The following is a 19949-nucleotide window of genomic DNA, read 5'->3' on the forward strand; positions in this document are numbered from 1 at the left end:
CGAACAACGACAACACCGTGACCGCGCGGAGCGGGCCTGTGAGCCCCGCAGCCGCCAACCAGGAAGGCATGGTCGCCGAATGAGCACGCTCGCCGAGCGTTGGGCGCAGTCCATGATGGACAACTACGGTACGCCGCCGCTGGCCCTCGTCGCGGGCTCCGGCGCCGTCGTGGTCGACGACGCCGGCCGGGAGTACGTCGACCTGGTCGGCGGCATCGCGGTCAACGCCCTCGGTCACGCCCATCCGGCCGTGGTGGCCGCCGTGTCGAAGCAGGTCGCCACCCTCGGGCACGTGTCCAACCTCTATGTCGCCGAGCCGCCGGTGGCCCTCGCCGAGCTGCTGCTGGCCCTGGCCGGGCGGCCCGGGCGGGTCTTCTTCGCCAACTCCGGCGCGGAGGCCAACGAGGCGGCGTTCAAGCTTTCCCGGCTCACCGGTCGCTCGCACGTGGTCGCCACCCGGGGTGGCTTCCACGGGCGGACCATGGGCGCGCTCGCCCTCACGGGCCAGCCGGCCAAGGCCGACCCGTTCCGCCCGCTGCCCGGCGACGTGACCCACGTCGACTACGGCGACGTGGCGGCCCTGGAGACGGCGGTCACCGACGCCACCGCGATGGTGATCCTGGAGCCGGTCCAGGGGGAGAACGGCGTGGTGGTCCCGCCGGCCGGCTACCTGGCCGCCGCGCGCCGGATCACCGCCCGGCACGGCGCGCTGCTGGTGCTCGACGAGGTGCAGACCGGTGTCGGTCGTACCGGGCACTGGTTCGCGCACCAGGCCGAGGGGGTCGAGCCCGACGTGGTGACCCTGGCGAAGGGGCTCGGCGGCGGGCTGCCCATCGGTGCCTGCCTGGCCTTCGGCCGGGCCGCCGAGCTGCTCGCCCCCGGTTCGCACGGCACCACCTTCGGCGGTAACCCGGTGAGCTGCGCCGCCGCCCTCGCGGTGGTGTCGACCATCGCCAGCGAGGGGCTGCTCGACCACGTCAAGCGGGTCGGCGAGCGGCTGCGCCGGGGGATCGAGGCGCTCGGCCACCCGCTGGTCGACAGCGTACGCGGCGCGGGCCTGCTGCTCGGTGTGGTGCTCGCCGCGCCCGTCGCGAAGGTGCTCGCCGAGGCGCTGCGGGAGGCCGGCTTCCTGGTCAATCCGGTGCAGGCCGGCGTGGTACGGCTCGCCCCGCCGCTGATCCTCACCGCCGCCCAGGTCGACGCCTTCCTGGCCGCCCTCCCGGCCGCCCTCGACGCGACGTCCCCGGCCGCTGCCGGCGCACTCCCGGCCGCCGCTGTCCACGCCCCCGGCGTACCCACCCCCACCCCTGCCACCGCACCCGTCCCACCCATCGCGGTCACGACGCCGGTGCACAGTACGACGGAGACGAGCGCATGATCCGGCACTTCCTGCGGGACGACGACCTGAGCCCCGCCGAGCAGTCGACCGTGCTCGACCTCGCGGCGCGGATGAAGGCCGACCGGTTCGGCCACCGGCCGTTGGCCGGGCCCCGGTCGGTGGCGGTGCTGTTCGACAAGCAGAGCCTGCGTACCCGGTTCTCGTTCGACGTCGGCATCGCCGAGCTGGGCGGGCATCCTCTCGTCGTGGACACCCAGGTCACCCACTTCGGGCGGGGTGAGACCCTGGCCGACGCCGGCCGGGTGCTGTCCCGCTACGTCGCGGCGATCGTGCTGCGTACCCACGGCGACGACCGGATCGCCGAGGTCGCCGACGGTGCCACCGTGCCGGTCGTCAACGCGCTCACCGACAGCTTCCACCCCTGCCAGCTCCTGGCCGACCTGGTCACCGTCCGTGAGCACTGCGGCGGCACCACCGGCCGGACACTGGCCTACGTGGGAGACGCCGCGAACAACATGTCCCACTCGTACCTGCTCGCCGGCGCCACCGCCGGGATGCACGTCCGGGTCGCCGGTCCGGCGGACTTCGGCCCCGACCCGGAGGTGGTCGCCCTGGCCGCGAAGATCGCCGCCGGTACCGGAGGTTCGGTGCAGGCACTGACCGATCCGGTCGCGGCGGTGGCCGGCGCCGACGTGGTCGCCACGGACACCTGGACCTCCATGGGGCAGGAGGACGACGGGCTGGACCGGCTCACCCCGTTCCTGCCCTACCAGGTCAACGCCGCGCTGCTCGGGCACGCCGCACCCGACGCCGTCGTGCTGCACTGCCTGCCCGCCCACCGGGGCGAGGAGATCACCGACGAGGTGCTCGACGGCCCGCAGAGCGTGGTGTTCGACCAGGCGGAGAATCGGTTGCACGCCCAGAAGGCGCTGCTGACGTTCCTCCTCGGGGCTGCTTCCGCCGCCCCGGACGTGGCGGCGCCGGGCTCCGCCGCGACCAGGGAGACACCATGACCGCCCCGCTGACCCGCGCCGCCCGCCACGCCCGCATCGTCGAGCTGATCCGCGACAAGGCGATCCACTCGCAGACAGAGCTGGCCGACCTGCTCTCCAGCGACGGCACCCAGGTCACCCAGGCCACCCTCTCCCGGGATCTCAAGGAGTTGGGCGCGGTCACCGTACGCGGCGGCGACGGGCGGGCCGTCTACCTGATCCCCGAGGACGGACACCGTCCGCTGCGCGACGCCGAGACGGCGCCGGCCCGGCTGGTCCGGCTGCTGCACGAGCTGCTCAACGGGGTCGACGCCAGCGGCAACATCGCCGTGCTGCGCACCCCGCCGGGCGCCGCCCACTACCTGGCGAGCGCCTTGGACCGGGCGGGCCTGCCGGAGGTCGTCGGCACCATCGCCGGCGACGACACGATCCTCGTCGTGGCCCGCGAGGCCGTCGGCGGGGCTGCGCTCGGCGACAAGCTCGCTGGTTGGGCCCGCCGGGCGGAGAACGCCGAAGGGAGCACCACCCCATGACCGAGCGGGTCGTTCTCGCCTACTCCGGAGGGCTCGACACCTCTGTCGCCATCCCGTACCTCGCCGATCAGACCGGCGCCGAGGTGATCGCGGTGGCGGTCGACGTCGGGCAGGGCGGCGAGGACCTCGACGCCATCCGGCAGCGCGCCCTGGACTGTGGCGCGGTGGAGTCGGAGGTGGTCGACGCGCGTGACGAGTTCGCCGCCGAGTACTGCCTGCCGGCCGTCCGCGCGAACGCGCTCTACATGGACCGCTATCCGCTGGTCTCCGCGCTGTCCCGGCCGCTGATCGTCAAGCACCTGGTGGCCGCGGCCCGCACGTACGGCGGCACCATCGTGTCGCACGGCTGCACCGGCAAGGGCAACGACCAGGTCCGCTTCGAGGTCGGCCTGGGCGCGCTCGCGCCGGACCTGAGGATCATCGCGCCGGCCCGGGACTTCGCCTGGACCCGGGACAAGGCGATCGCCTTCGCCGAGGAGAAGGGGCTGCCGATCGACGTGTCGGCGAAGTCGCCGTACTCCGTCGACCAGAACCTGTTCGGGCGTGCCGTCGAGACCGGCTTCCTGGAGGACATCTGGCACGCGCCGATCGAGGACCTCTACTCGTACACGTCCGACCCGACGCAGGAACGCGACGCCGACGAGGTCGTGATCACCTTCGACGCCGGCGTGCCGGTGGCGATCGACGGCGAGACCGTCACCCCGTACCAGGCGATCCTGGAGCTCAACCGGCGCGCGGGCGCCCACGGCGTGGGCCGGCTCGACATGGTCGAGGACCGCCTCGTCGGCATCAAGAGCCGCGAGGTGTACGAGGCGCCCGGCGCGATCGCGCTGATCACCGCCCACCAGGAGCTGGAGGCGGTGACCGTGGAGCGGGACCTGGCCCGGTTCAAGCGCGGCGTCGACCAGCGCTGGGGCGAGCTGGTCTACGACGGCCTCTGGTTCTCCCCGCTGAAGCGCTCGTTGGACGCGTTCATCGACGACGCGCAGCGGCACGTCACCGGCGAGGTGCGGCTGACCCTGCACGGCGGCCGGGCCACCGTCACCGGGCGGCGCTCCGAGGCGAGCCTCTACGACTTCGGCATGGCCACGTACGACACGGGGGACACCTTCGACCAGTCCCTGGCGAAGGGCTTCGTGCAGCTCTGGGGCCTGCCGAGCAAGATGGCCGCCGAGCGGGACGCCCGGCTGGGCGGCTCCTGACCATGGGAACCAGAATGAGCAGCGTGGACGACAAGAGCCTGACCGAGAACAGTGCCGCCAACAACCGCACCAGCCTGTGGGGCGGTCGGTTCGCCGGCGGCCCCGCCGAGGCACTGGCCCGCCTGTCGGTGAGCGTGCAGTTCGACTGGCGGCTGGCCCCGTACGACATCGCGGCGTCCCGGGCGCACGCCCGGGTGCTCGCCGGGGCCGGCCTGCTCGACCCGGAGGAACTGGGCCGCATCCTCGCCGCCCTGGACGACCTGGAGGCCGCCTGCGCCTCCGGGCAGTTCCGTCCCACGGTCGACGACGAGGACGTGCACACCGCCCTGGAGCGCGGCCTGTTGGAGCGGCTCGGCAGCCTCGGCGGCAAGCTGCGCGCCGGCCGGTCCCGCAACGACCAGGTCGCCACCGACCTGCGGCTCTACCTGCGCGACCACGCCCGGGGGGTGGCCGGTCGGCTGGTCGAGCTGGCCGAGGCCCTGGTCGAGCAGGCCGAGCGGCACGTGGAGACCGCCGCGCCCGGCATGACGCATCTCCAGCACGCCCAGCCGGTCACCTTCGGGCACTGGCTGCTGGCCCACGTGCAGCCGCTGCTGCGCGACCTGGAGCGGCTGAGTGACTGGGACCACCGCGCGGCGGTCAGCCCGCTCGGCGCGGGCGCGCTCGCCGGTTCCGGCCTGCCGCTGGACCCGGTGGCCGTCTCCAGGGAGTTGGGCTTCCGCACGTCGTTCGCCAACTCGATGGACGCCGTCGCCGACCGGGACTTCGTCGCGGAGTTCCTGTTCGTGACCGCGATGATCGGGGTGCACCTGTCCCGCCTCGGCGAGGAGGTGGTGCTCTGGACGTCGCAGGAGTTCGGCTGGGTGGAGCTGGACGACGCCTTCGCCACCGGCTCGTCGATCATGCCGCAGAAGAAGAACGCGGACATCGCCGAGCTGGCCCGGGGCAAGTCCGGCCGGCTCGTCGGCGGGCTGGTGAGCGTGCTCACCATGCTCAAGGGCCTGCCGATGACCTACGACCGGGACATGCAGGAGGACAAGGAGCCGGCCTTCGACGCGGTCGACACCCTGGAACTGCTGCTGCCGGCCCTCGCGGGGATGATCTCCACGATGACCGTACGGGCCGACCGCCTGGTCGCCGCCGCTCCGGTCGGCTACTCCCTCGCCACCGAGGTCGCGGACTGGCTGGTCCGCCGGAACGTGCCGTTCCGGGACGCGCACGAGATCACCGGCCGGCTGGTGGCGCTCTGTGTGGCCCGGGACTGCGCGTTGGACGAGGTCTCCGACGCCGACCTGTCGGCTGTCAGCGAGCACCTCGACCCGTCGGTGCGCGACGTGCTCTCGGTCCGTTCGGCGCTCGCCGCCCGGACCACGCCCGGCTCGACCGGCCCGGGCCCGGTGGCCGACCAGCTCGCCACCGCAGCCGACAAGCTCGTCGGCTGGCGGGAGTGGGCCGCCGAGCGGGTCGTACCCCGCTGAGTCCGCCGACCCCGCGCGGCGCCGTCGGTGCCGCGCGGGGTTCAGCCCGTCGGGCGCTCCCGCTTCGGCAGCTTCGCCACCACCGCGTCGTACGACCCGTCGACGGCCTCGATCAGCTCCTCCTCGTCGATCCCGCCGGCCAGGCGCAGCGTGTTCCAGCCGGACCGCCCGATGTACGGCGACGGTCGCGCGTCGCCCGGGTGCCGGTGCAGCCACTCGTCGGCCACTTCCCGGGTCGGGCCGCACTTGACGCCGACGGTCGGGTCGTCGCCACCGGCGGAGCCGAGGAAGGCGAAGATCCGGCTGCCGACCTTGACCACCTCGTCGCCCTCCCACGGCTGGTCCAGCGAGGCCCCCGGCTTCCCCAGGCAGTAGGCCAGCATCTCCTCGCGCGTCATCGCGTCCTCCTCGAACCGGTCCCGCGCCCAGTCTCGCCCATGGAGGGTCAGTCGGTGGCGGCGGTGCGGGTGGCGAGCCGTTCGAAGCGCTGTTTGGCGGCCTGCGCGCTGCCCAGCCCGAGCCCGAACGCGATCTGCTGCCAGGTCATGCCACGTCCCCGGGCCAGTGTGAGCAGCCCCGCCTCCATCGTGTCGACCTCGGCGCGCAGGTGCGGGACGAGGGTGAGCGCCGCGACGAGGTCCGCGTCGTCGGCGGGCTCCTCGCCGGGCTCCACCTCGGCTCCGCCGGCGGCGAGCGCGGTGACCAGTGCGATCGCCTCGTAGGCGTCCGGCATGTAGGGGTTGGTGTGCCGGCGGCGCCGTGTCTCGGTGTCGGCGTGCCGCTCGGTGATCCGGTGCAGCGCTTCGTAGGTGCGGTGGGCCCTGGCCCGGCTCGGGTCGGGACCGGTGAAGGTGGCGGTCATGTCCCGAGTAGAACCCATCAACATCTCGTTGTCAACATGTCGTTGATGTGGTTCGGTGGCCGGAGAGCGGATCTGCGGCGGCGTGCCGCTCGTCGGGCGGTGCGCTCCGGTTCTGGCACGACGAGCCGTTGCGCGGCGCGGCCGGCCGCCGCCGACCGCGACCCGTCCACCGGAGGGAGCACGGCAGGTGACCGACGCGGCGACGAGCGCGGAACGGGCCCGGGCCGCTCACGCTCCCGACCGGGAGGTCCGGGCTGCCGGTCGCCGAGTGATCCGACGCCGGCGTCGAGGAGGGCCCGTGGCGCCGCGCCCACCGCTTCCGGGTAGCCGGGGGCCGGTGGAACAGCCGGGCGGCGACCGCATCCGGGTCGGGCTGCCCCGTCCCGCGGCCGGATAGGGTCGTGCCCGTGGTGGCGTACTCGAACCGCCGTCCCGCCGACCTGGCGGGGCTGGCCGACCTGCTCGCCGGCCCGGTGGTGCCGGCCGCCCGGGGCCTGCTCGGCTGCCGGCTGACCGCCGGCGACGTGACCGTCCGGATCACCGAGGTCGAGGCGTACGCCGGGACGGCCGGCGACCCGGCGTCGCACGCCCACCGGGGGCGCACCCCGCGCAACGCCGTCATGTTCGGGCCGGCGGGGCACGCCTACGTCTACTTCACCTACGGCATGCACTGGTGCATGAACGTGGTCACGGGCTCCGACGGGGAGGCCTCGGCGGTGCTGCTGCGCGCCGGTGAGGTGGTCGACGGCGTCGAGGCGGCCCGGGCGAGGCGTCCCGCCGTACGCCGGGACGTCGACCTGGCGCGCGGTCCCGCCCGGCTCTGCGCGGCGCTGGGCGTCGACAAGAGCGTCTACGGCCGCTGGCTGCTCGGCGACGGGCCGGTCCGGCTGCGTCCGGTGGACGTGCCGGTGCCCGAACACGCGGTGGCCGCCGGGCCCCGCGTCGGGGTGACCGGGGCGCACGACGTGCCGTGGCGGTTCTGGATCGCGGGCGATCCGACGGTGAGCGCCTACCGCCGGCACGTGCCGCGCAGCCGTTGACCCGCCCGGCGGAGCGGTCGCCGGGCGGCGGCCCACGCCGATCGGAGGGGCGGCCCCGAACTCCGCTGGCGGCGTGACGGCGGCCACCGGGGGCGCCGTCGGTCACGGAATAGTTGACTCGTCAAATATGTTGTGCCGTGCGTCCGGGAGCCGCAGCGGCCCCGGCCAGGGACAACGCGAGGAGCTGATCATGCAGTTCGGAGTCTTCACCGTCGGCGACGTCACGGTCGACCCGACCACCGGTCGCGAGCCGACCGAGCATGAGCGGATCAAGGCGATGGTCACCATCGCGCTCAAGGCCGAGGAGGTCGGCCTGGACGTCTTCGCCACCGGCGAGCACCACAACCCGCCGTTCGTACCGTCGTCGCCGACCACCATGCTGGGCTGGATCGCCGCCCGCACCGAGCGCCTGCTGCTCTCCACCTCCACCACGCTGATCACCACCAACGACCCGGTGAAGATCGCCGAGGACTACGCGATGCTCCAGCACCTCGCCGACGGCCGGGTGGACCTGATGATGGGGCGCGGCAACACCGGGCCGGTCTACCCGTGGTTCGGTCAGGACATCCGCAACGGCATCCCCCTCGCCATCGAGAACTACGACCTGCTGCACCGGCTCTGGCGCGAGGACGTCGTCGACTGGAAGGGACGCTTCCGCACCCCGTTGCAGTCGTTCACGTCGACGCCCCGTCCGCTCGACGGCGTGCCGCCGTTCGTCTGGCACGGCTCGATCCGCAGCCCCGAGATCGCCGAGCAGGCCGCCTACTACGGCGACGGCTTCTTCGCCAACCACATCTTCTGGCCCAGGGAGCACACCCAGCGGATGGTCGGGCTCTACCGGCAGCGGTACGCCCACTACGGTCACGGCTCCGCAGACCAGGCCATCGTGGGGCTGGGCGGGCAGGTGTTCATGCGACGCAACTCGCAGGACGCGGTCCGGGAGTTCCGGCCCTACTTCGACAACGCGCCGGTCTACGGCCACGGCCCCTCACTGGAGGAGTTCACCACGCAGACCCCGCTGACCGTGGGCAGCCCGCAGCAGGTCATCGACCGCACGCTGGGCTTCCGCGACTACGTCGGCGACTACCAGCGCCAGCTGTTCCTCATGGACCACGCCGGCCTGCCGCTGAAGACCGTGCTGGAGCAGCTCGACCTGCTCGGCGAGGAGGTCGTCCCCGTGCTGCGCAAGGAGTTCGAGTCGCTGCGCCCGGCGCACGTGCCCGCCGCGCCCACCCACGCGTCCCTGCGGGACACCGCCCGGGACGCCGCGGACCGTGCCGGGGCGGAGGCGGGCCGATGACCCGCCGCACCCTCGCCGTGGTGTCGGCCGGGCTGGGGAAGCCCTCGTCGACGCGGCTGCTCGCCGACCAGCTCGCCGCGGCCACCCGTGCCGAGCTGGCCCGGCGCGGCGACGACGTCGACGTACGCCCCGTCGAGCTGCGCGAGCACGCCCACGACATCGTCAACCATCTGCTGACCGGCTTTCCGTCGCCCGCGTTGCGGGAGGTGCTCGACACGGTCACCGGCGCGGACGGGCTGATCGCCGTCACGCCGATCTTCCACGCCTCGTACAACGGGCTGTTCAAGTCGTTCTTCGACCTGGTCGAGTCCGGCGCGCTGGCGGGCCGGCCGGTGCTGGCCGGCGCCACCGGGGGAACGGCCCGGCACTCGCTGGCGCTGGAGCACGCCGTCCGCCCGATGTTCGCCTACCTGCGGGCGGTCGTGGTGCCCACCGCGGTCTTCGCCGCCCCGGAGGACTGGGCCTCCGGGGCCGCCGACGGCGCGCTGCGGACGCGGATCACCCGCGCCGGAGGCGAACTGGCCGATCAGATGCACCGTCGCCCGTCGTCGGCGGGCCCCGCCGACCCGTTCGCCCTCACCACCAGCTTCGAGGAACTCCTCGGCGGCCGGGACCACTGACCGCCGCCGACCCGCCGACCCCACTCCGGGCGGCGGGTCGGGGCACGTCAGCGGGCGTGGCCGTACGGGTGGGCGACCAGCACCGGGCAGTGCGCGTGCTGCACCAGGGCCTGGCTGACCGAGCCGAGCAGCAGCCCGGTGAACCCGCCCCGGCCCCGGGAGCCGACCACCACCAGCGCCGCGTCCCCGCTGGCCTCGACCAGCGCCTGCTCGGCCTTCGGTGCCCGCAGCACCCGCCCCTCGACGACCAGCCCGGGGTGGCTGCCGCGCACCGCCGCCGCGGCGGTGGCCAACAGCTCGGCGGCCTCCGCGTGCGCGGCGGCCTGCGTCTCCGTCACGTCCTCCGACCCCCGGCGGTCCCCGTCCGGCGGCTGGACGTGCACCAGCACCAGCCCGTCGCCGCGGCGGACCGCCTCGTCGGCGGCGTACCCGACCGCCAGCTCGGCGGACTCCGAACCGTCCACCCCGACCAGCACCGGCCCGGCGACCGGGATCGGCTCCTCTGTGGGGCGCACCACCAGCACCGGGCAGTGCGCGTGGGCGGCCACCTGGGTGCCGACCGAGCCGAGCAGCAGCCCGGCGAAGCCGCCCAGGCCCCGGCTGCCCACCACCACCAGCTCGGCGTGCCGGGACTCCGCGACCAGCGTCGCGCCCGGCCCCCCGGCCACCTGGCGCACCTCGACGGTCAGCCCCGGACAGCGCCCGACGAGGTCGGCGGCCGTCGTCTCCAACATCTTCTGCGCCTCCTCGGTCGGCGCCGGCAACCCCACGTCGTACGGGTTGATCGGCACGCCGTAACCGAGCGGATGCAGGTAGCCGTGCACCAGGTGCAGTGGACGGGACCGCAGCACGGCGGCCCGCGCGGCGTGCTCCGCCGCCACCAGGCTCGCCGCCGATCCGTCCACCCCCACCACCACGGGTCGGTTCATCAGCCCTCCCAGAGGTCGATCAGGTCATTGTCGACGGGTTACCCCCGACCCACCCGCATTTACCCGGACGCCGTCGCGTCGGCCGGGGGAGCGGCCGGCGCGACGGCGCCACGGTGCGGTGACGGGTCAGGACCTCGCGGCCCCCTTCGGGGTCCGTACGATCACCAGCGGGCAGTGCGCGTGGTGCAGCACCGCGTGGCTGACCGAGCCGAGCAGCAGCCCGCCCAGCGCGCCCCGGCCGCGCGCCCCCACGACCACCAACTGGGCCTTCTTCGACTCCTCGACCAGCACCCCGCCCGGGGAACCCCGGACCAGCCGGTGCTGCACCGGAACGTCGGGGTAGCGCTCGGCGAAGCCGGCGGTGGACTCGACGAGCACGCGCTCCTCGTCCGCGGCAAGGGCGTCCAGGTCGTACACCAGGGGCAGGATGTCGCCCGGGCCGACCGGCGTGGGATAGAGCCAGGCCTGCACCGCGACCAGCGGGGCACCCCGGCGGCTCGCCTCGTCGAAGGCGAACGCGACAGCCTCGAGGGAGCACTCGGAGCCGTCGACCCCCACCACGACCGGGCCGTCGGCGCGCTGCTCGCCGCGCACCACGAGGACGGGGACCTGCGCGTGGGCGGAGACCTGCACGGTGACCGAGCCGAGCAGCAGCCCGGCGAAACCGCCCAGGCCGCGGTGGCCGAGCACCAGCAGGGCGGCGTCGCGGGACTCCCCGAGCAGGACGGGGGTCGCCGCGCCGTCGACCACCACACCGGTCACGGACACGTCCGGGGCGACCTTGGTGGCCTCGGCGATCGCCTCGGTGACGTACCGCTCGGCCTGGTTGCGCAGGCCGGCGCCGGCCGGCGCGCCCTCCGCGGCGCCGAGCGGGGCCCGCGTCAGCGGCCAGATGAAGGCGTGTACGACCCGCAGCGGACGCTGCCGCTCCGCCGCCTCCCGCGCCGCCACCCGGACCGCGTCCAGTGCGGCGGCCGAACCGTCCACACCTACCATGACGGGGGCACCGGTGTTGATGGTCATCGACTCCTCCTTCGTCCACCTTCAGCCTGCTCCATCCGCACGCTACCGGTCAGAGGAGGTCGTCCCGCGCACCGGGACCTTGGTCCCGAATCGCAGGCCGGTGCCCATCGACCGGACCGGCCGCCCCCGGCGCACGCCGAGCGGGCCGGCCGGCCCCGGCCAGGGCGTCCCGCCGGGGCCCGCCCGTGGGGGCGGACCCGTCCCGCGGGGCCCCGTCCCCAGGTGTGACCCGACCGGCCGGGCGGCGGGCCAGCCGCAACACCAGCCCGGGCAGCACGCTGACGGCGGCACATGCCAACAGTTCCGCCGCGCCGAGCGGCTCCGTGCCGAGCAGCTCCCGTAGCGGGGGCAGCAGCACCCCGGCGACCTGGAGCAGCGCGGAGACCGCCACCGCGACCGGCAGCGCGCAGTTGCCGCGCCGGGCGCCGGGCGGCCGTGGCGCGCGGACCGCGAGCGCCACCCCGAGCTGCGCCAGGCCGAGCACCACGAAGACCACCGACTGCCAGGGCCGGTCCCAGCGCTCGGCGAGCACGCCGGCGCCGAGCACGACGGCGGCGATCAGGCCGCCGGTGACCAGCACGTCCCAGCCCAGACCGGCCCCGAGCACCGACTCGGACGGGGAACGGGGCGCCCGACGCAGCGTGCCCGGCTCCGCCGGTTCCGCGCCCAACGCCACCCCCGGCACCCCGTGGGTGAGCAGGTTCACCCAGAGGATCTGCGCCGGAAGCAGCGGCACGGCCAGCCCGAACAGCGGCCCGAGCAGCATCACCGCGATCTCGGCGACCCCGCCGGAGAGCGCGTAGCGCAGGAACCGCCGGATGTTGTCGTAGATGCGGCGGCCCTCGCCGATCGCCGCGGCCACCGTGGACAGATCGTCGTCGACGAGCACCAGGTCGGCGGCCTGCCGGGCAACCTCCGTGCCGCCGCCCATCGCCACCCCGATGTCGGCCCGCCGCAGTGCCGGAGCGTCGTTGACCCCGTCGCCGGTCATTGCCACCACGTGCCCCCGCGACTGCAACCCGGCGATGATGTCGAGCTTCTGCTCCGGCTGGGTCCGCGCGAACACCCGCGCCTGCGGGTGCGCCCGCGCCGGGTCGCCGTCGTCCCCGCGTACCACCGGGTCGCCCTCGCTCCAGAGCCCCAACTGGCCGCCGATCGCGGCGGCGGTCGCGGGATGGTCGCCGGTGATCAGCACCAGCCGGACCCCGGCGTCGTCGAAGCTGCCCGCGATGTCGGCCGCGCCCGGGCGCAGCGGGTCGCCGACGGCGACCAACCCCACGGGCCGCAGTCCGACCGGCCGGGCGGGATCGGCCGGCGGGGCGTCCGCCACGGCGGAGGCGATCGCCAGCACCCGCAGCCCCTCGGCGGCCAGCCGGTGCGCGGCGGCGGTCAGCTCGGCGACCTCCTCGGCGGAGGCGTCGACCAGTGGCGCGGCCAGCACGTTCTCCGGCGCGCCCTTGCACACCACCAGGTACCGCCGGTCGCAGGAGCGGTGCACGGTGGTCATCCGGCGCAGCTCCTGGTCGAAGGGGTGCTCGGCCACCCGCGGCCAGGCCGCGCGGGTGTGCTCCGGTTCCAACCCGCACCGGGCGGCGAAGGCCACCAGCGCCGCCTCCAGCGGATCGCCGACGGCGGCCCAGTCCGGTCGCTCGTCGGTGGGCGCCGCCAGGGTCGCGTCGTTGCAGAGCAGCCCGGCCCGGGCCAGGCGGCGCAGGTCGTCCGGTACGGCCACCGGCGCGCCCCGCCGGTGCACGGCGCCGTGCGGGGCGTAGCCGCTGCCGGTGACGCCGTACCGGGAGCCGTCGCCGGTCACGGCGTGCTGCACCGCCATCCGGCCCTCGGTGAGGGTGCCGGTCTTGTCCGAGGCGATGACCGTGACGGAGCCGAGCGTCTCGACCGCGTGCAGCCGGCGGGGGATGGCCCGCGCCCCGGCCATCCGGCGGGCGCCGAGGGCGAGGGCGAGGGTGACGACCGCCGGCAGCGACTCGGGCACCGCCGCCACCACCAGACTCACCGCGGTGACCGCCATGTCGACCACCGGCCGCCCGCCGACGACGCCGATGACGAAGACCAGCCCGGAGAGCACCACCGCCGCGAAACCGAGCATCCGGCCGAGCCCCGCGAGACGGCGCTGCAACGGGGTGGCGGCGGGCCGGGTGGACGCCACCAGGGCGGTGATCCGGCCGAGCGCGCTCGCGGCGCCCGTGCGTACGACCGTGCCGGTGGCCCGCCCGGTGGTGACCACCGTCCCCGCGCTGGCCTCCTCGCCGACGGCGCGGGCCACCGGCACCGACTCGCCGGTCAGCGCCGACTCGTCGACGCTCAGCCGCGCCGCCTCGGTGAGCAGCAGGTCGGCGGGGACCACGTCGCCGGCCTCGACCCGGACCAGGTCACCACGGACGAGGTCGGCGGCGGGCAGGACGACGTCCCGGCCGTCCCGGACGACCCGGGCGGTGGGGGCGGCGAGCTGGTCCAACGCGGCGATCGCCCGGTCGGCGCGGAGCTCCTGCACCACGCCGATGGCGGTGTTCACCAGGACCACCAGCACGATCACCGCGGTGTCCGGGTAGTCGCGCAGCACGGTGGTGACCACGGCGGCGGCCAGCAGCAACGCCACCAGCGGGTCGGTGAGCTGGTGCAGGATCCGGCCGCCCAGGTGGCGGCGGGCCGGCGCGACCGCCGCGTTCGGCCCGTCCGCGCGCAGCCGGGCGGCGGCCTCCGCCGAACTCAGCCCGGCGGCCGGCGTGGTCGAGGTGTCAGCGGGCACCGGTACGCCCCCGTGGCCGCGGTTCTCCGGACTGTCCCACATCACCCTCCGCCATGCCCTGGCGCCGTCGTGGCGCACCGTCCCGATTCCACCCTCACCTTGCGAGGGTGGACCCGCCAGGGGAGTTCCGCCCGCGCGGTCCGGGACCAACGGCCCTGCCGCCCGCCGCCGTCGCGCGGTGGGATGGGGGCGGACGACCCGTCGCGGGCACCCGGCCGTCGCCGGCCCCGACCGACGAAAGGTGTACCGAGTGACCACTCTGGACGTACTGCGCGCACATCCGTTCCTCGCGGGGCTACCGGAGCCGTGGCTGCCCCGGCTGGCCGGCCACGCCCGGCCGGTGGTCTGGCACCCCGGGCACCGGTTGTTCCGGGCGGGCCGGCCGGCCGAGCGCTTCTGGCTGGTCCGCACCGGTCGGGTGGCGCTCGACTTCGAGGTACCCGGCCGGGGCGACGTGGAGATCGAGACGATCGGCCCCGGCGGCGTGCTGGGCTGGTCGTGGCTGTTCCCGCCGTACCGCTGGCAGTTCGGTGCGGTGGCCGTGCAGCGCAGCACGGCGGTCGAGTTCACCGCCGAGGGGGTACGCCGGCTGATGGAGTCCGACGACGCGCTCGGCCGGCAGCTCACCACCCGGTTCATGAGCGTCGTGGTGGACCGGCTGCACGCGGCCCGGGGCCGGCTGCTCGACCTCTACGGCTACCCGGTGAACGCCCCACCCACCGGCTGATCAGGGCTGGAGCAGCAGGCGGGCGGCGACCTGGCCGGCGAGCACGTCCGGGCAGGGGCGGAGGACCGCCGTGACCCGTGACCTCCGGCCCCTGACGGGCCCGGTTGTCGGTGGTCGGCCCTATCCTCGGGCTGTGACCGCCGAGCTGTGCCTGCGTCCCGTACGCGACGACGACCTGCCCTTCTTCTTCGCCCACGCGCAGGACGCGGAGGCGAACTGGATGGCCGCCTTCGGGCCGGCGGACCCGGCCGACCGGGAGCGCTTCGACGCCCACTGGCGCCGCGTGCGCGCCGACGAGCGGATCGTCTCCCGCACGGTGGTCGTCGACGACGAGGTCGTCGGCCACGTGACCGCCTTCCCGGTCGGCGAGCAGACCGAGGTCAGCTACTGGATCGACCCGCGACGCTGGGGCCGGGGGCACGCCACGGCGGCCCTCGCCGCGCTCCTGCGTGAGCTGCCCCAGCGGCCCGTGCACGCCCGCGCCGCCAAGGACAACCGGGCCTCGCTCGCCGTGTTGCGCAAGTGCGGCTTCGTCGTCACCGGCGAGGACAGGGGGTACGCCGACGGCCGGGGGGTCGAAGTCGAGGAATGGGTGCTGGAGCTCGCCGGCGACTGATCCGCCGCCGCCCGCCCGGCCACCGCGTCCGCGCGACCACTACTCTCGCGGGGTGAACTGGCTGGAACTGATCGGCTGGACCGGCTCGGCGCTGCTGGTCTGGTCGCTGCTGCAGACGCGCATCCTGCGGCTGCGTGCGCTGAACCTGGTCGGCTGTCTGATCCTGATCGGCTACAACGCCGCCGTGCAGGTCTGGCCCATGGTCGGGCTGAACGTCGTGCTCGCCGTGATCAACGTCTGGTACCTGCGGGCCATGCTCGCCACCCGCCACGACGAGGCCACCTACCAGGTGGTCGAGGTCGGGGTCGACGACCAGTTCCTGGCCCACACGCTGCGGGTGCACGCCGCCGACATCGCCCGGTTCAACCCCGGCTTCCGCTGGCCCCCCGGCGCCGCCGCCGAACGCTCGGCGTTCCTGGTCGTCCGCGCCGACGAGGTGGTCGGCGTCGTGTTGTCGCACGCCGCGGCGGACGGTGTGGCGCAGGTCGACCTCGACTACGTCACCCGGCGGTTCCGGGACTTCACCCCGGGCGAGTTCGTCTACCGGCGCAGCAGCCTCTTCACCGACCGGGGCTTCCGCCGGGTCGTCACCCCGCCCGGCATGGTCGCCCCGTACTACCACCGGCTCGGCTTCCGCCCCGAGGGCCGCTCGTACGTCCTCGACCTGCCCGCCTCGCCAGCCGTCGAGCGGACCTGATCACATCGCGCACCGGCATGAGGATTCACCGGCCGGTCCGCTGGGCACAGACTGGCCTACTCCGGCCGTGGCCTTCGGCCGGCGGCGCCCGTCGTGCCGGCGGGCACCTTCCCCGCGTGAGGAGAGCCGGGCGTGCAGAGCATCTGGACCCAACTGGCCCTGGTCGGTGTCCTGGTCGTCCTCAACGCGGTCTTCGCCGGCAGCGAGATGGCGTTGGTCTCGCTGCGGGACAGCCAGATCCAGCGGCTGGAACGCGCCAGTCGCGCCGGCCGGGTGCTGGCCCGCCTCGCCAAGGACCCGAACCGCTTCCTGGCCACCATCCAGATCGGGATCACCCTCGCCGGCTTCCTGGCGTCGGCAGCGGCGGCGGTGTCGCTGGCCAAGCCCCTCGTGCCGCTGCTCAGCGCGCTCGGTGGCGCCGCCGAGACCGTCGCGATCGTGGTGGTCACCCTCGCGCTGACCTTCGTCACCCTGGTCTTCGGCGAGCTGGCCCCGAAGCGGATCGCCATGCAGGCCGCGGAGCGGTGGGCGCTGCTGGTGGCCCGCCCGCTCGACCTGCTGGCCTCCGTGACCCGGCCGGCCGTCTGGGCGCTGGGCGCCACCAGCGACCTGGTGGTACGCCTGGTCGGGCTCAACCCGAAACACGAGCCCGACGAGATCGGCCCCGACGAGCTGCGGGACATCGTCTCCGGCAACCACGGCTTCACCAAGGAGCAGCGGACCATCATCGCCGGCGCCGTGGAGATCGCCGACCGGCAACTTCGGGCGGTGCTCGTACCCCGGTTGCAGGTCTTCACGCTCGACAGCGGCACCACGGCGGAGGCCGCGCGGCTGTTGCTGGCCGCCACCGGCCACTCCCGGGCGCCGGTGGTCCGGCACGGCGGCCTCGACGACGCGGTCGGGGTGATCCACCTGCGTGACCTGGTCGGGGTGCCCGCCGACCGACCGGTCGACGAGTGCGCGCGTCCGCCGATGCTGCTGCCCGACTCCCTGCCCGTGGTGGACGCGCTGCGGCAGTTCAAGGCCGAACGCCAGCACATCGCCCTGGTGGTCGACGAGCGTGGCGCCGTCGACGGGATCGTCACCCTGGAGGACATCCTGGAGGAGATCGTCGGGGAGATCTACGACGAGACCGACCGGGACGTGCACTCCGTGCGCACCGAGCCGGACGGCGCGATGCTGCTGCCCGGCACCTTTCCGGTGCACGACCTCACCGACCTGGGCGTCGAGCTGCCCGGCCGCCCGGGCGGCGACTACACCACCGTCGCGGGCCTGGTGCTCACCTGCCTCGGCCACATCCCCACCGTCGCGGGGGAGAGCATCGTGGTGGACGGCTGGGAGCTGGAGGTGACCCGCATCGACCACCGCGCGATCACCGGGGTGCGGCTGCGTCGACGGGCCGCGCCGATCCCCGACACCGAGGCCGTGCTGGACGAGGCCAGGGGCTGAGCCGCGCCGCCGCTGCGGCGACCGGGCCGCGGGAGCCGCTGCGGCGGCTACGGTCAGGCGGGGTAGAGGTTCTGCAACCGGACCTGGCCGCGGGCCACGAGCCGGTCGTCGGCGTCGGTGATCTCCACCTGCCAGAGCTGCTGGCTGCGCCCCCGGTGCACGGGGGTGCCCACGGCGGTCAGTTCGCCGTCGTGGACCGCGCGGAGGAAGTCGGTCTGGTTCGACACGCCCACGACGCGTCCCCGATCGGCCAGCCAGAGCGACCCGCCGATGCTGGCGGCCGTCTCGACCACCGAGCAGTACACGCCGCCGTGCTGGATCCCGAACGGTTGGTGCAGCTCGGGGCGGACCTGCCAGCGGATCACCACGCGGTTCGCGTCGACCTCGTCGAGCTTGAGGCCGAGCAGGGCGACGAAGCCGCCCGTCAGATCCGGCATCTCCACGGCGTTCTCCTCCTTGATCAGGGCGCGGCCAGCCTACGCCGCGGCCCACCCGGCAAACCCGGTACGGTCCGCCGCCCGTCGTGGGGGAGAATCGGTGACCGTGACCGACAGCAGCCTCCCGCCGCCCGGGCGGGACTCCCTGACCGATGACCTGCGGTGGCGGGGCCTGATCCAGGACTCCACCGACCTCGACGAGCTGCGCGCGCTGCTCGACGGCGGTTCCGCCGTCTACTACGTGGGCTTCGACCCGACCGCGGCGAGCCTGCACGTCGGCCATCTCATGCAGGTAGCCACGGCGCGTCGGCTCCAGCTCGCCGGGCACCGGCCGCTGCTGCTCGTCGGCGGCGCCACCGGGCAGATCGGCGACCCGAAGGAGAGCGCCGAGCGGACCCTCAACCCGCCCGAGGTGGTCGCCGGCTGGGTGGCCCGGATCCGCGACCAGCTCGCCCCCTTCGTCTCGTACGAGGGAGAGAACGCGGCGCGACTGGTCAACAACCTGGACTGGACCGGTGAGATGTCGGTGGTCGAGTTCCTCCGCGACGTCGGCAAGCACTTCCCGGTCAACAAGATGCTGGCCCGGGAGGTGGTCCGTGCCCGGCTGGAGAGCGGTATCAGCTTCACCGAGTTCAGTTACCAGCTGCTCCAGGCGAACGACTTCTTCGAGCTGCACCGCCGGCACGGCTGCCAGCTCCAGTTCGGCGGCTCGGACCAGTGGGGCAACATCACCGCCGGGGTCGACTACATCCGCCGGCGCGGGGCCGGCCCGGTGCAGGCGTTCACCACGCCGCTGGTGACGAAGTCCGACGGGACGAAGTTCGGCAAGACCGAGGGCGGCGCCATCTGGCTCGACCCCGAGATGACCAGCCCGTACGCGTTCTACCAGTTCTGGGTCAACGTCGACGACCGGGACGTGAGCCGCTACCTGCGGTACTTCAGCTTCCGTTCCCGTGGGGAGCTGGAGGCACTGGAGAAGGAGACCGCCGAGCGGCCGGCGGCCCGGGCGGCGCAGCGGGCGCTCGCCGAGGAGCTGACCACGCTGGTGCACGGCGAGCGGGAGATGGCGCAGGTGGTCGCCGCGAGTCAGGCGCTCTTCGGTCGCGGCTCGCTGGACGAGCTCGCGCCGGCGACGCTACGGGCCGCGCTGACCGAGGCCGGCCTCGTCCACGTCGACGAGCTGCCCGATGTCGCCGGGCTGCTGCGCGACTCCGGGCTCGTTCCGAGCCTCAAGGAGGCGCGTCGGGTGATCGCCGAGGGTGGCGCCTACGTGAACAACACCCGGGTCACCGAGACCGACGCCACCGTGGGCCCCGACGAGCTGCTGCACGGTCGGTACCTGGTGCTGCGTCGCGGCAAGCGGTCGTTCGCCGGGGTCGAGCTGCGCGGATAGCCGTACGCCGCGATGTGACGCGGGACGCCCCCGGCGGATTTGACGATCAATCCGCCGGGGGCGTAACTTTCTCTCTGCCAGCGCGGAACGGACGAACCGGGGCGAAAGCACCGGAGGCCGGGCGTGGGCATGAGCTTCGGGTACGGAGGGTTGCACCTCTCCGGCACCCGGACCGGGTGGTGCCCCGAGTCTGCCGGGAGGCGGATTTGGTGAGGCGGAGCCGACCGGGTATGGTTCATCGCCGGCAGGGATCCGGGCGAGCTCGCGGGAAATCGCGGAGCGGCCGGTCTGCCGAACTTCCTGAAACAGTCGGTGTGAGTCGGCGTTTCGGGATGCCCGGAAATGGGGTTGAAGTGGTGCGGATCGCTACAGAGCGGTTTGACGCGGCGGAAATCACCGGGTAGCGTAGTAAAAGTGCCCGGCGCGGGAGCGGCGGGGATGTGAACGGTATGCCTCGGTTGGGGTTCCACGGTGTGGGGTTCTGGTCGGTGTGTGGTTGTTCTTTGAGAACTCAACAGGGTGCTTGATAAGCCAGTGCCAATTTG

The 19949-nt window shown here is 74.1% G+C and carries 19 protein-coding genes; 13 read left to right on the plus strand and 6 right to left on the minus strand.

Annotated elements, in window-relative coordinates; translation table 11 throughout:
• Positions 1-79: 79 nt before the first annotated feature.
• The 5 genes from AB0D32_RS25650 to argH are packed head-to-tail and all read left to right on the plus strand — an operon-like array spanning position 80 to position 5544.
• Entirely contained in the window at positions 80-1378 is a 1299-nt protein-coding gene (locus AB0D32_RS25650; RefSeq protein WP_357095235.1) for an acetylornithine transaminase, read from the plus strand.
• Positions 1375-2352: an ornithine carbamoyltransferase gene (gene argF, locus AB0D32_RS25655; RefSeq protein ID WP_357095238.1), complete on the plus strand. Its 978-nt coding sequence runs from the start codon at positions 1375-1377 to the stop codon at positions 2350-2352. Before AB0D32_RS25650 ends, argF begins: the two co-directional genes overlap by 4 nt.
• Positions 2349-2864 (plus strand): arginine repressor, encoded by a 516-nt coding sequence (locus AB0D32_RS25660; protein ID WP_357095241.1) that lies wholly within the window; start codon positions 2349-2351, stop codon positions 2862-2864. The genes argF and AB0D32_RS25660 overlap by 4 nt, the downstream gene beginning before the upstream one ends.
• Positions 2861-4066 carry an argininosuccinate synthase gene (locus AB0D32_RS25665; protein WP_357095244.1) on the plus strand — a complete coding sequence of 402 codons (1206 nt, stop codon included), beginning with the start codon at positions 2861-2863 and terminating at the stop codon, positions 4064-4066. Before AB0D32_RS25660 ends, AB0D32_RS25665 begins: the two co-directional genes overlap by 4 nt.
• Positions 4067-4080: 14 nt before the next feature.
• Positions 4081-5544: an argininosuccinate lyase gene (gene argH, locus AB0D32_RS25670; RefSeq protein WP_357095246.1), complete on the plus strand. Its 1464-nt coding sequence runs from the start codon at positions 4081-4083 to the stop codon at positions 5542-5544.
• Between the two features lie 41 nt (positions 5545-5585).
• Here the strand turns inward: argH and AB0D32_RS25675 are convergent, their stop codons facing one another.
• Both AB0D32_RS25675 and AB0D32_RS25680 read right to left on the minus strand, forming a co-directional pair.
• On the minus strand, positions 5586-5942 hold the full coding sequence (locus tag AB0D32_RS25675) for an MmcQ/YjbR family DNA-binding protein (protein WP_357095249.1): 357 nt from the start codon (positions 5940-5942) through the stop codon (positions 5586-5588).
• A gap of 47 nt (positions 5943-5989) precedes the next feature.
• The gene (locus AB0D32_RS25680) at positions 5990-6406 is read right to left on the minus strand and encodes a DNA-binding protein (RefSeq protein ID WP_357095252.1); all 417 of its coding nucleotides are present in this window, start codon (positions 6404-6406) and stop codon (positions 5990-5992) included.
• A 410-nt stretch (positions 6407-6816) separates the two neighbouring features.
• Between AB0D32_RS25680 and AB0D32_RS25685 the strand changes: the two genes are divergently transcribed.
• From AB0D32_RS25685 to AB0D32_RS25695, 3 genes are all read left to right on the plus strand, one after another.
• On the plus strand, positions 6817-7446 hold the full coding sequence (locus AB0D32_RS25685) for a DNA-3-methyladenine glycosylase (protein WP_357095303.1): 630 nt from the start codon (positions 6817-6819) through the stop codon (positions 7444-7446).
• Between the two features lie 190 nt (positions 7447-7636).
• Positions 7637-8746: an LLM class flavin-dependent oxidoreductase gene (locus tag AB0D32_RS25690; RefSeq protein WP_357095255.1), complete on the plus strand. Its 1110-nt coding sequence runs from the start codon at positions 7637-7639 to the stop codon at positions 8744-8746.
• Positions 8743-9366, plus strand: coding sequence for an FMN reductase (locus AB0D32_RS25695; RefSeq protein WP_357095258.1), 624 nt, complete (start codon positions 8743-8745; stop codon positions 9364-9366). The genes AB0D32_RS25690 and AB0D32_RS25695 overlap by 4 nt, the downstream gene beginning before the upstream one ends.
• Positions 9367-9413: 47 nt before the next feature.
• Here the strand turns inward: AB0D32_RS25695 and AB0D32_RS25700 are convergent, their stop codons facing one another.
• The 3 genes from AB0D32_RS25700 to AB0D32_RS25710 all read right to left on the minus strand — a co-directional run bounded on the left by AB0D32_RS25700 (position 9414) and on the right by AB0D32_RS25710 (position 14085).
• On the minus strand, positions 9414-10295 hold the full coding sequence (locus AB0D32_RS25700; protein WP_357095261.1) for a universal stress protein: 882 nt from the start codon (positions 10293-10295) through the stop codon (positions 9414-9416).
• 126 nt (positions 10296-10421) lie between these two features.
• On the minus strand, positions 10422-11318 hold the full coding sequence (locus tag AB0D32_RS25705) for a universal stress protein (RefSeq protein WP_357095264.1): 897 nt from the start codon (positions 11316-11318) through the stop codon (positions 10422-10424).
• Between the two features lie 49 nt (positions 11319-11367).
• Positions 11368-14085: a cation-transporting P-type ATPase gene (locus tag AB0D32_RS25710; protein WP_357095267.1), complete on the minus strand. Its 2718-nt coding sequence runs from the start codon at positions 14083-14085 to the stop codon at positions 11368-11370.
• Positions 14086-14335: 250 nt separating this feature from the next.
• Between AB0D32_RS25710 and AB0D32_RS25715 the strand changes: the two genes are divergently transcribed.
• The 4 genes from AB0D32_RS25715 (at position 14336) to AB0D32_RS25730 (ending at position 17574) form a co-directional block, all read left to right on the plus strand.
• Positions 14336-14812: a cyclic nucleotide-binding domain-containing protein gene (locus AB0D32_RS25715; protein WP_357095271.1), complete on the plus strand. Its 477-nt coding sequence runs from the start codon at positions 14336-14338 to the stop codon at positions 14810-14812.
• A 133-nt stretch (positions 14813-14945) separates the two neighbouring features.
• Complete coding sequence (locus AB0D32_RS25720; RefSeq protein WP_357095274.1) at positions 14946-15428, plus strand: GNAT family N-acetyltransferase; 483 nt, start codon at positions 14946-14948, stop codon at positions 15426-15428.
• A gap of 52 nt (positions 15429-15480) precedes the next feature.
• Positions 15481-16125, plus strand: a complete 645-nt coding sequence (locus AB0D32_RS25725) for a hypothetical protein (RefSeq protein ID WP_357095277.1) — start codon at positions 15481-15483, stop codon at positions 16123-16125.
• A 132-nt stretch (positions 16126-16257) separates the two neighbouring features.
• On the plus strand, positions 16258-17574 hold the full coding sequence (locus AB0D32_RS25730; RefSeq protein WP_357095280.1) for a hemolysin family protein: 1317 nt from the start codon (positions 16258-16260) through the stop codon (positions 17572-17574).
• 53 nt (positions 17575-17627) lie between these two features.
• Here AB0D32_RS25730 and AB0D32_RS25735 read toward each other — a convergent pair whose 3' ends face one another.
• Positions 17628-18011 (minus strand): PaaI family thioesterase, encoded by a 384-nt coding sequence (locus AB0D32_RS25735; RefSeq protein ID WP_357095307.1) that lies wholly within the window; start codon positions 18009-18011, stop codon positions 17628-17630.
• A gap of 106 nt (positions 18012-18117) precedes the next feature.
• Here AB0D32_RS25735 and tyrS point away from each other — a divergent pair, with 106 nt between their 5' ends.
• On the plus strand, positions 18118-19404 hold the full coding sequence (tyrS, locus tag AB0D32_RS25740) for a tyrosine--tRNA ligase (RefSeq protein ID WP_357095310.1): 1287 nt from the start codon (positions 18118-18120) through the stop codon (positions 19402-19404).
• Positions 19405-19949: the final 545 nt, after the last annotated feature.

This window comes from Micromonospora sp. NPDC048170, assembly GCF_040652795.1.
GTDB lineage: Bacteria > Actinomycetota > Actinomycetes > Mycobacteriales > Micromonosporaceae > Micromonospora.

Excerpts from the sequence above, each read along its gene's own strand:
- AB0D32_RS25705 (WP_357095264.1), bottom strand. The coding sequence starts at position 11,318 with ATGACCATCAACACCGGTGCCCCCGTCATGGTAGGTGTGGACGGTTCG.
- AB0D32_RS25660 (WP_357095241.1), top strand. The coding sequence starts at position 2,349 with ATGACCGCCCCGCTGACCCGCGCCGCCCGCCACGCCCGCATCGTCGAG.
- AB0D32_RS25680 (WP_357095252.1), bottom strand. The coding sequence starts at position 6,406 with ATGACCGCCACCTTCACCGGTCCCGACCCGAGCCGGGCCAGGGCCCAC.
- AB0D32_RS25700 (WP_357095261.1), bottom strand. The coding sequence starts at position 10,295 with ATGAACCGACCCGTGGTGGTGGGGGTGGACGGATCGGCGGCGAGCCTG.
- AB0D32_RS25690 (WP_357095255.1), top strand. The coding sequence starts at position 7,637 with ATGCAGTTCGGAGTCTTCACCGTCGGCGACGTCACGGTCGACCCGACC.
- AB0D32_RS25675 (WP_357095249.1), bottom strand. The coding sequence starts at position 5,942 with ATGACGCGCGAGGAGATGCTGGCCTACTGCCTGGGGAAGCCGGGGGCC.
- argF (WP_357095238.1), top strand. The coding sequence starts at position 1,375 with ATGATCCGGCACTTCCTGCGGGACGACGACCTGAGCCCCGCCGAGCAG.
- AB0D32_RS25650 (WP_357095235.1), top strand. The coding sequence starts at position 80 with ATGAGCACGCTCGCCGAGCGTTGGGCGCAGTCCATGATGGACAACTAC.
- argH (WP_357095246.1), top strand. The coding sequence starts at position 4,081 with ATGAGCAGCGTGGACGACAAGAGCCTGACCGAGAACAGTGCCGCCAAC.
- AB0D32_RS25735 (WP_357095307.1), bottom strand. The coding sequence starts at position 18,011 with ATGCCGGATCTGACGGGCGGCTTCGTCGCCCTGCTCGGCCTCAAGCTC.
- AB0D32_RS25695 (WP_357095258.1), top strand. The coding sequence starts at position 8,743 with ATGACCCGCCGCACCCTCGCCGTGGTGTCGGCCGGGCTGGGGAAGCCC.
- AB0D32_RS25665 (WP_357095244.1), top strand. The coding sequence starts at position 2,861 with ATGACCGAGCGGGTCGTTCTCGCCTACTCCGGAGGGCTCGACACCTCT.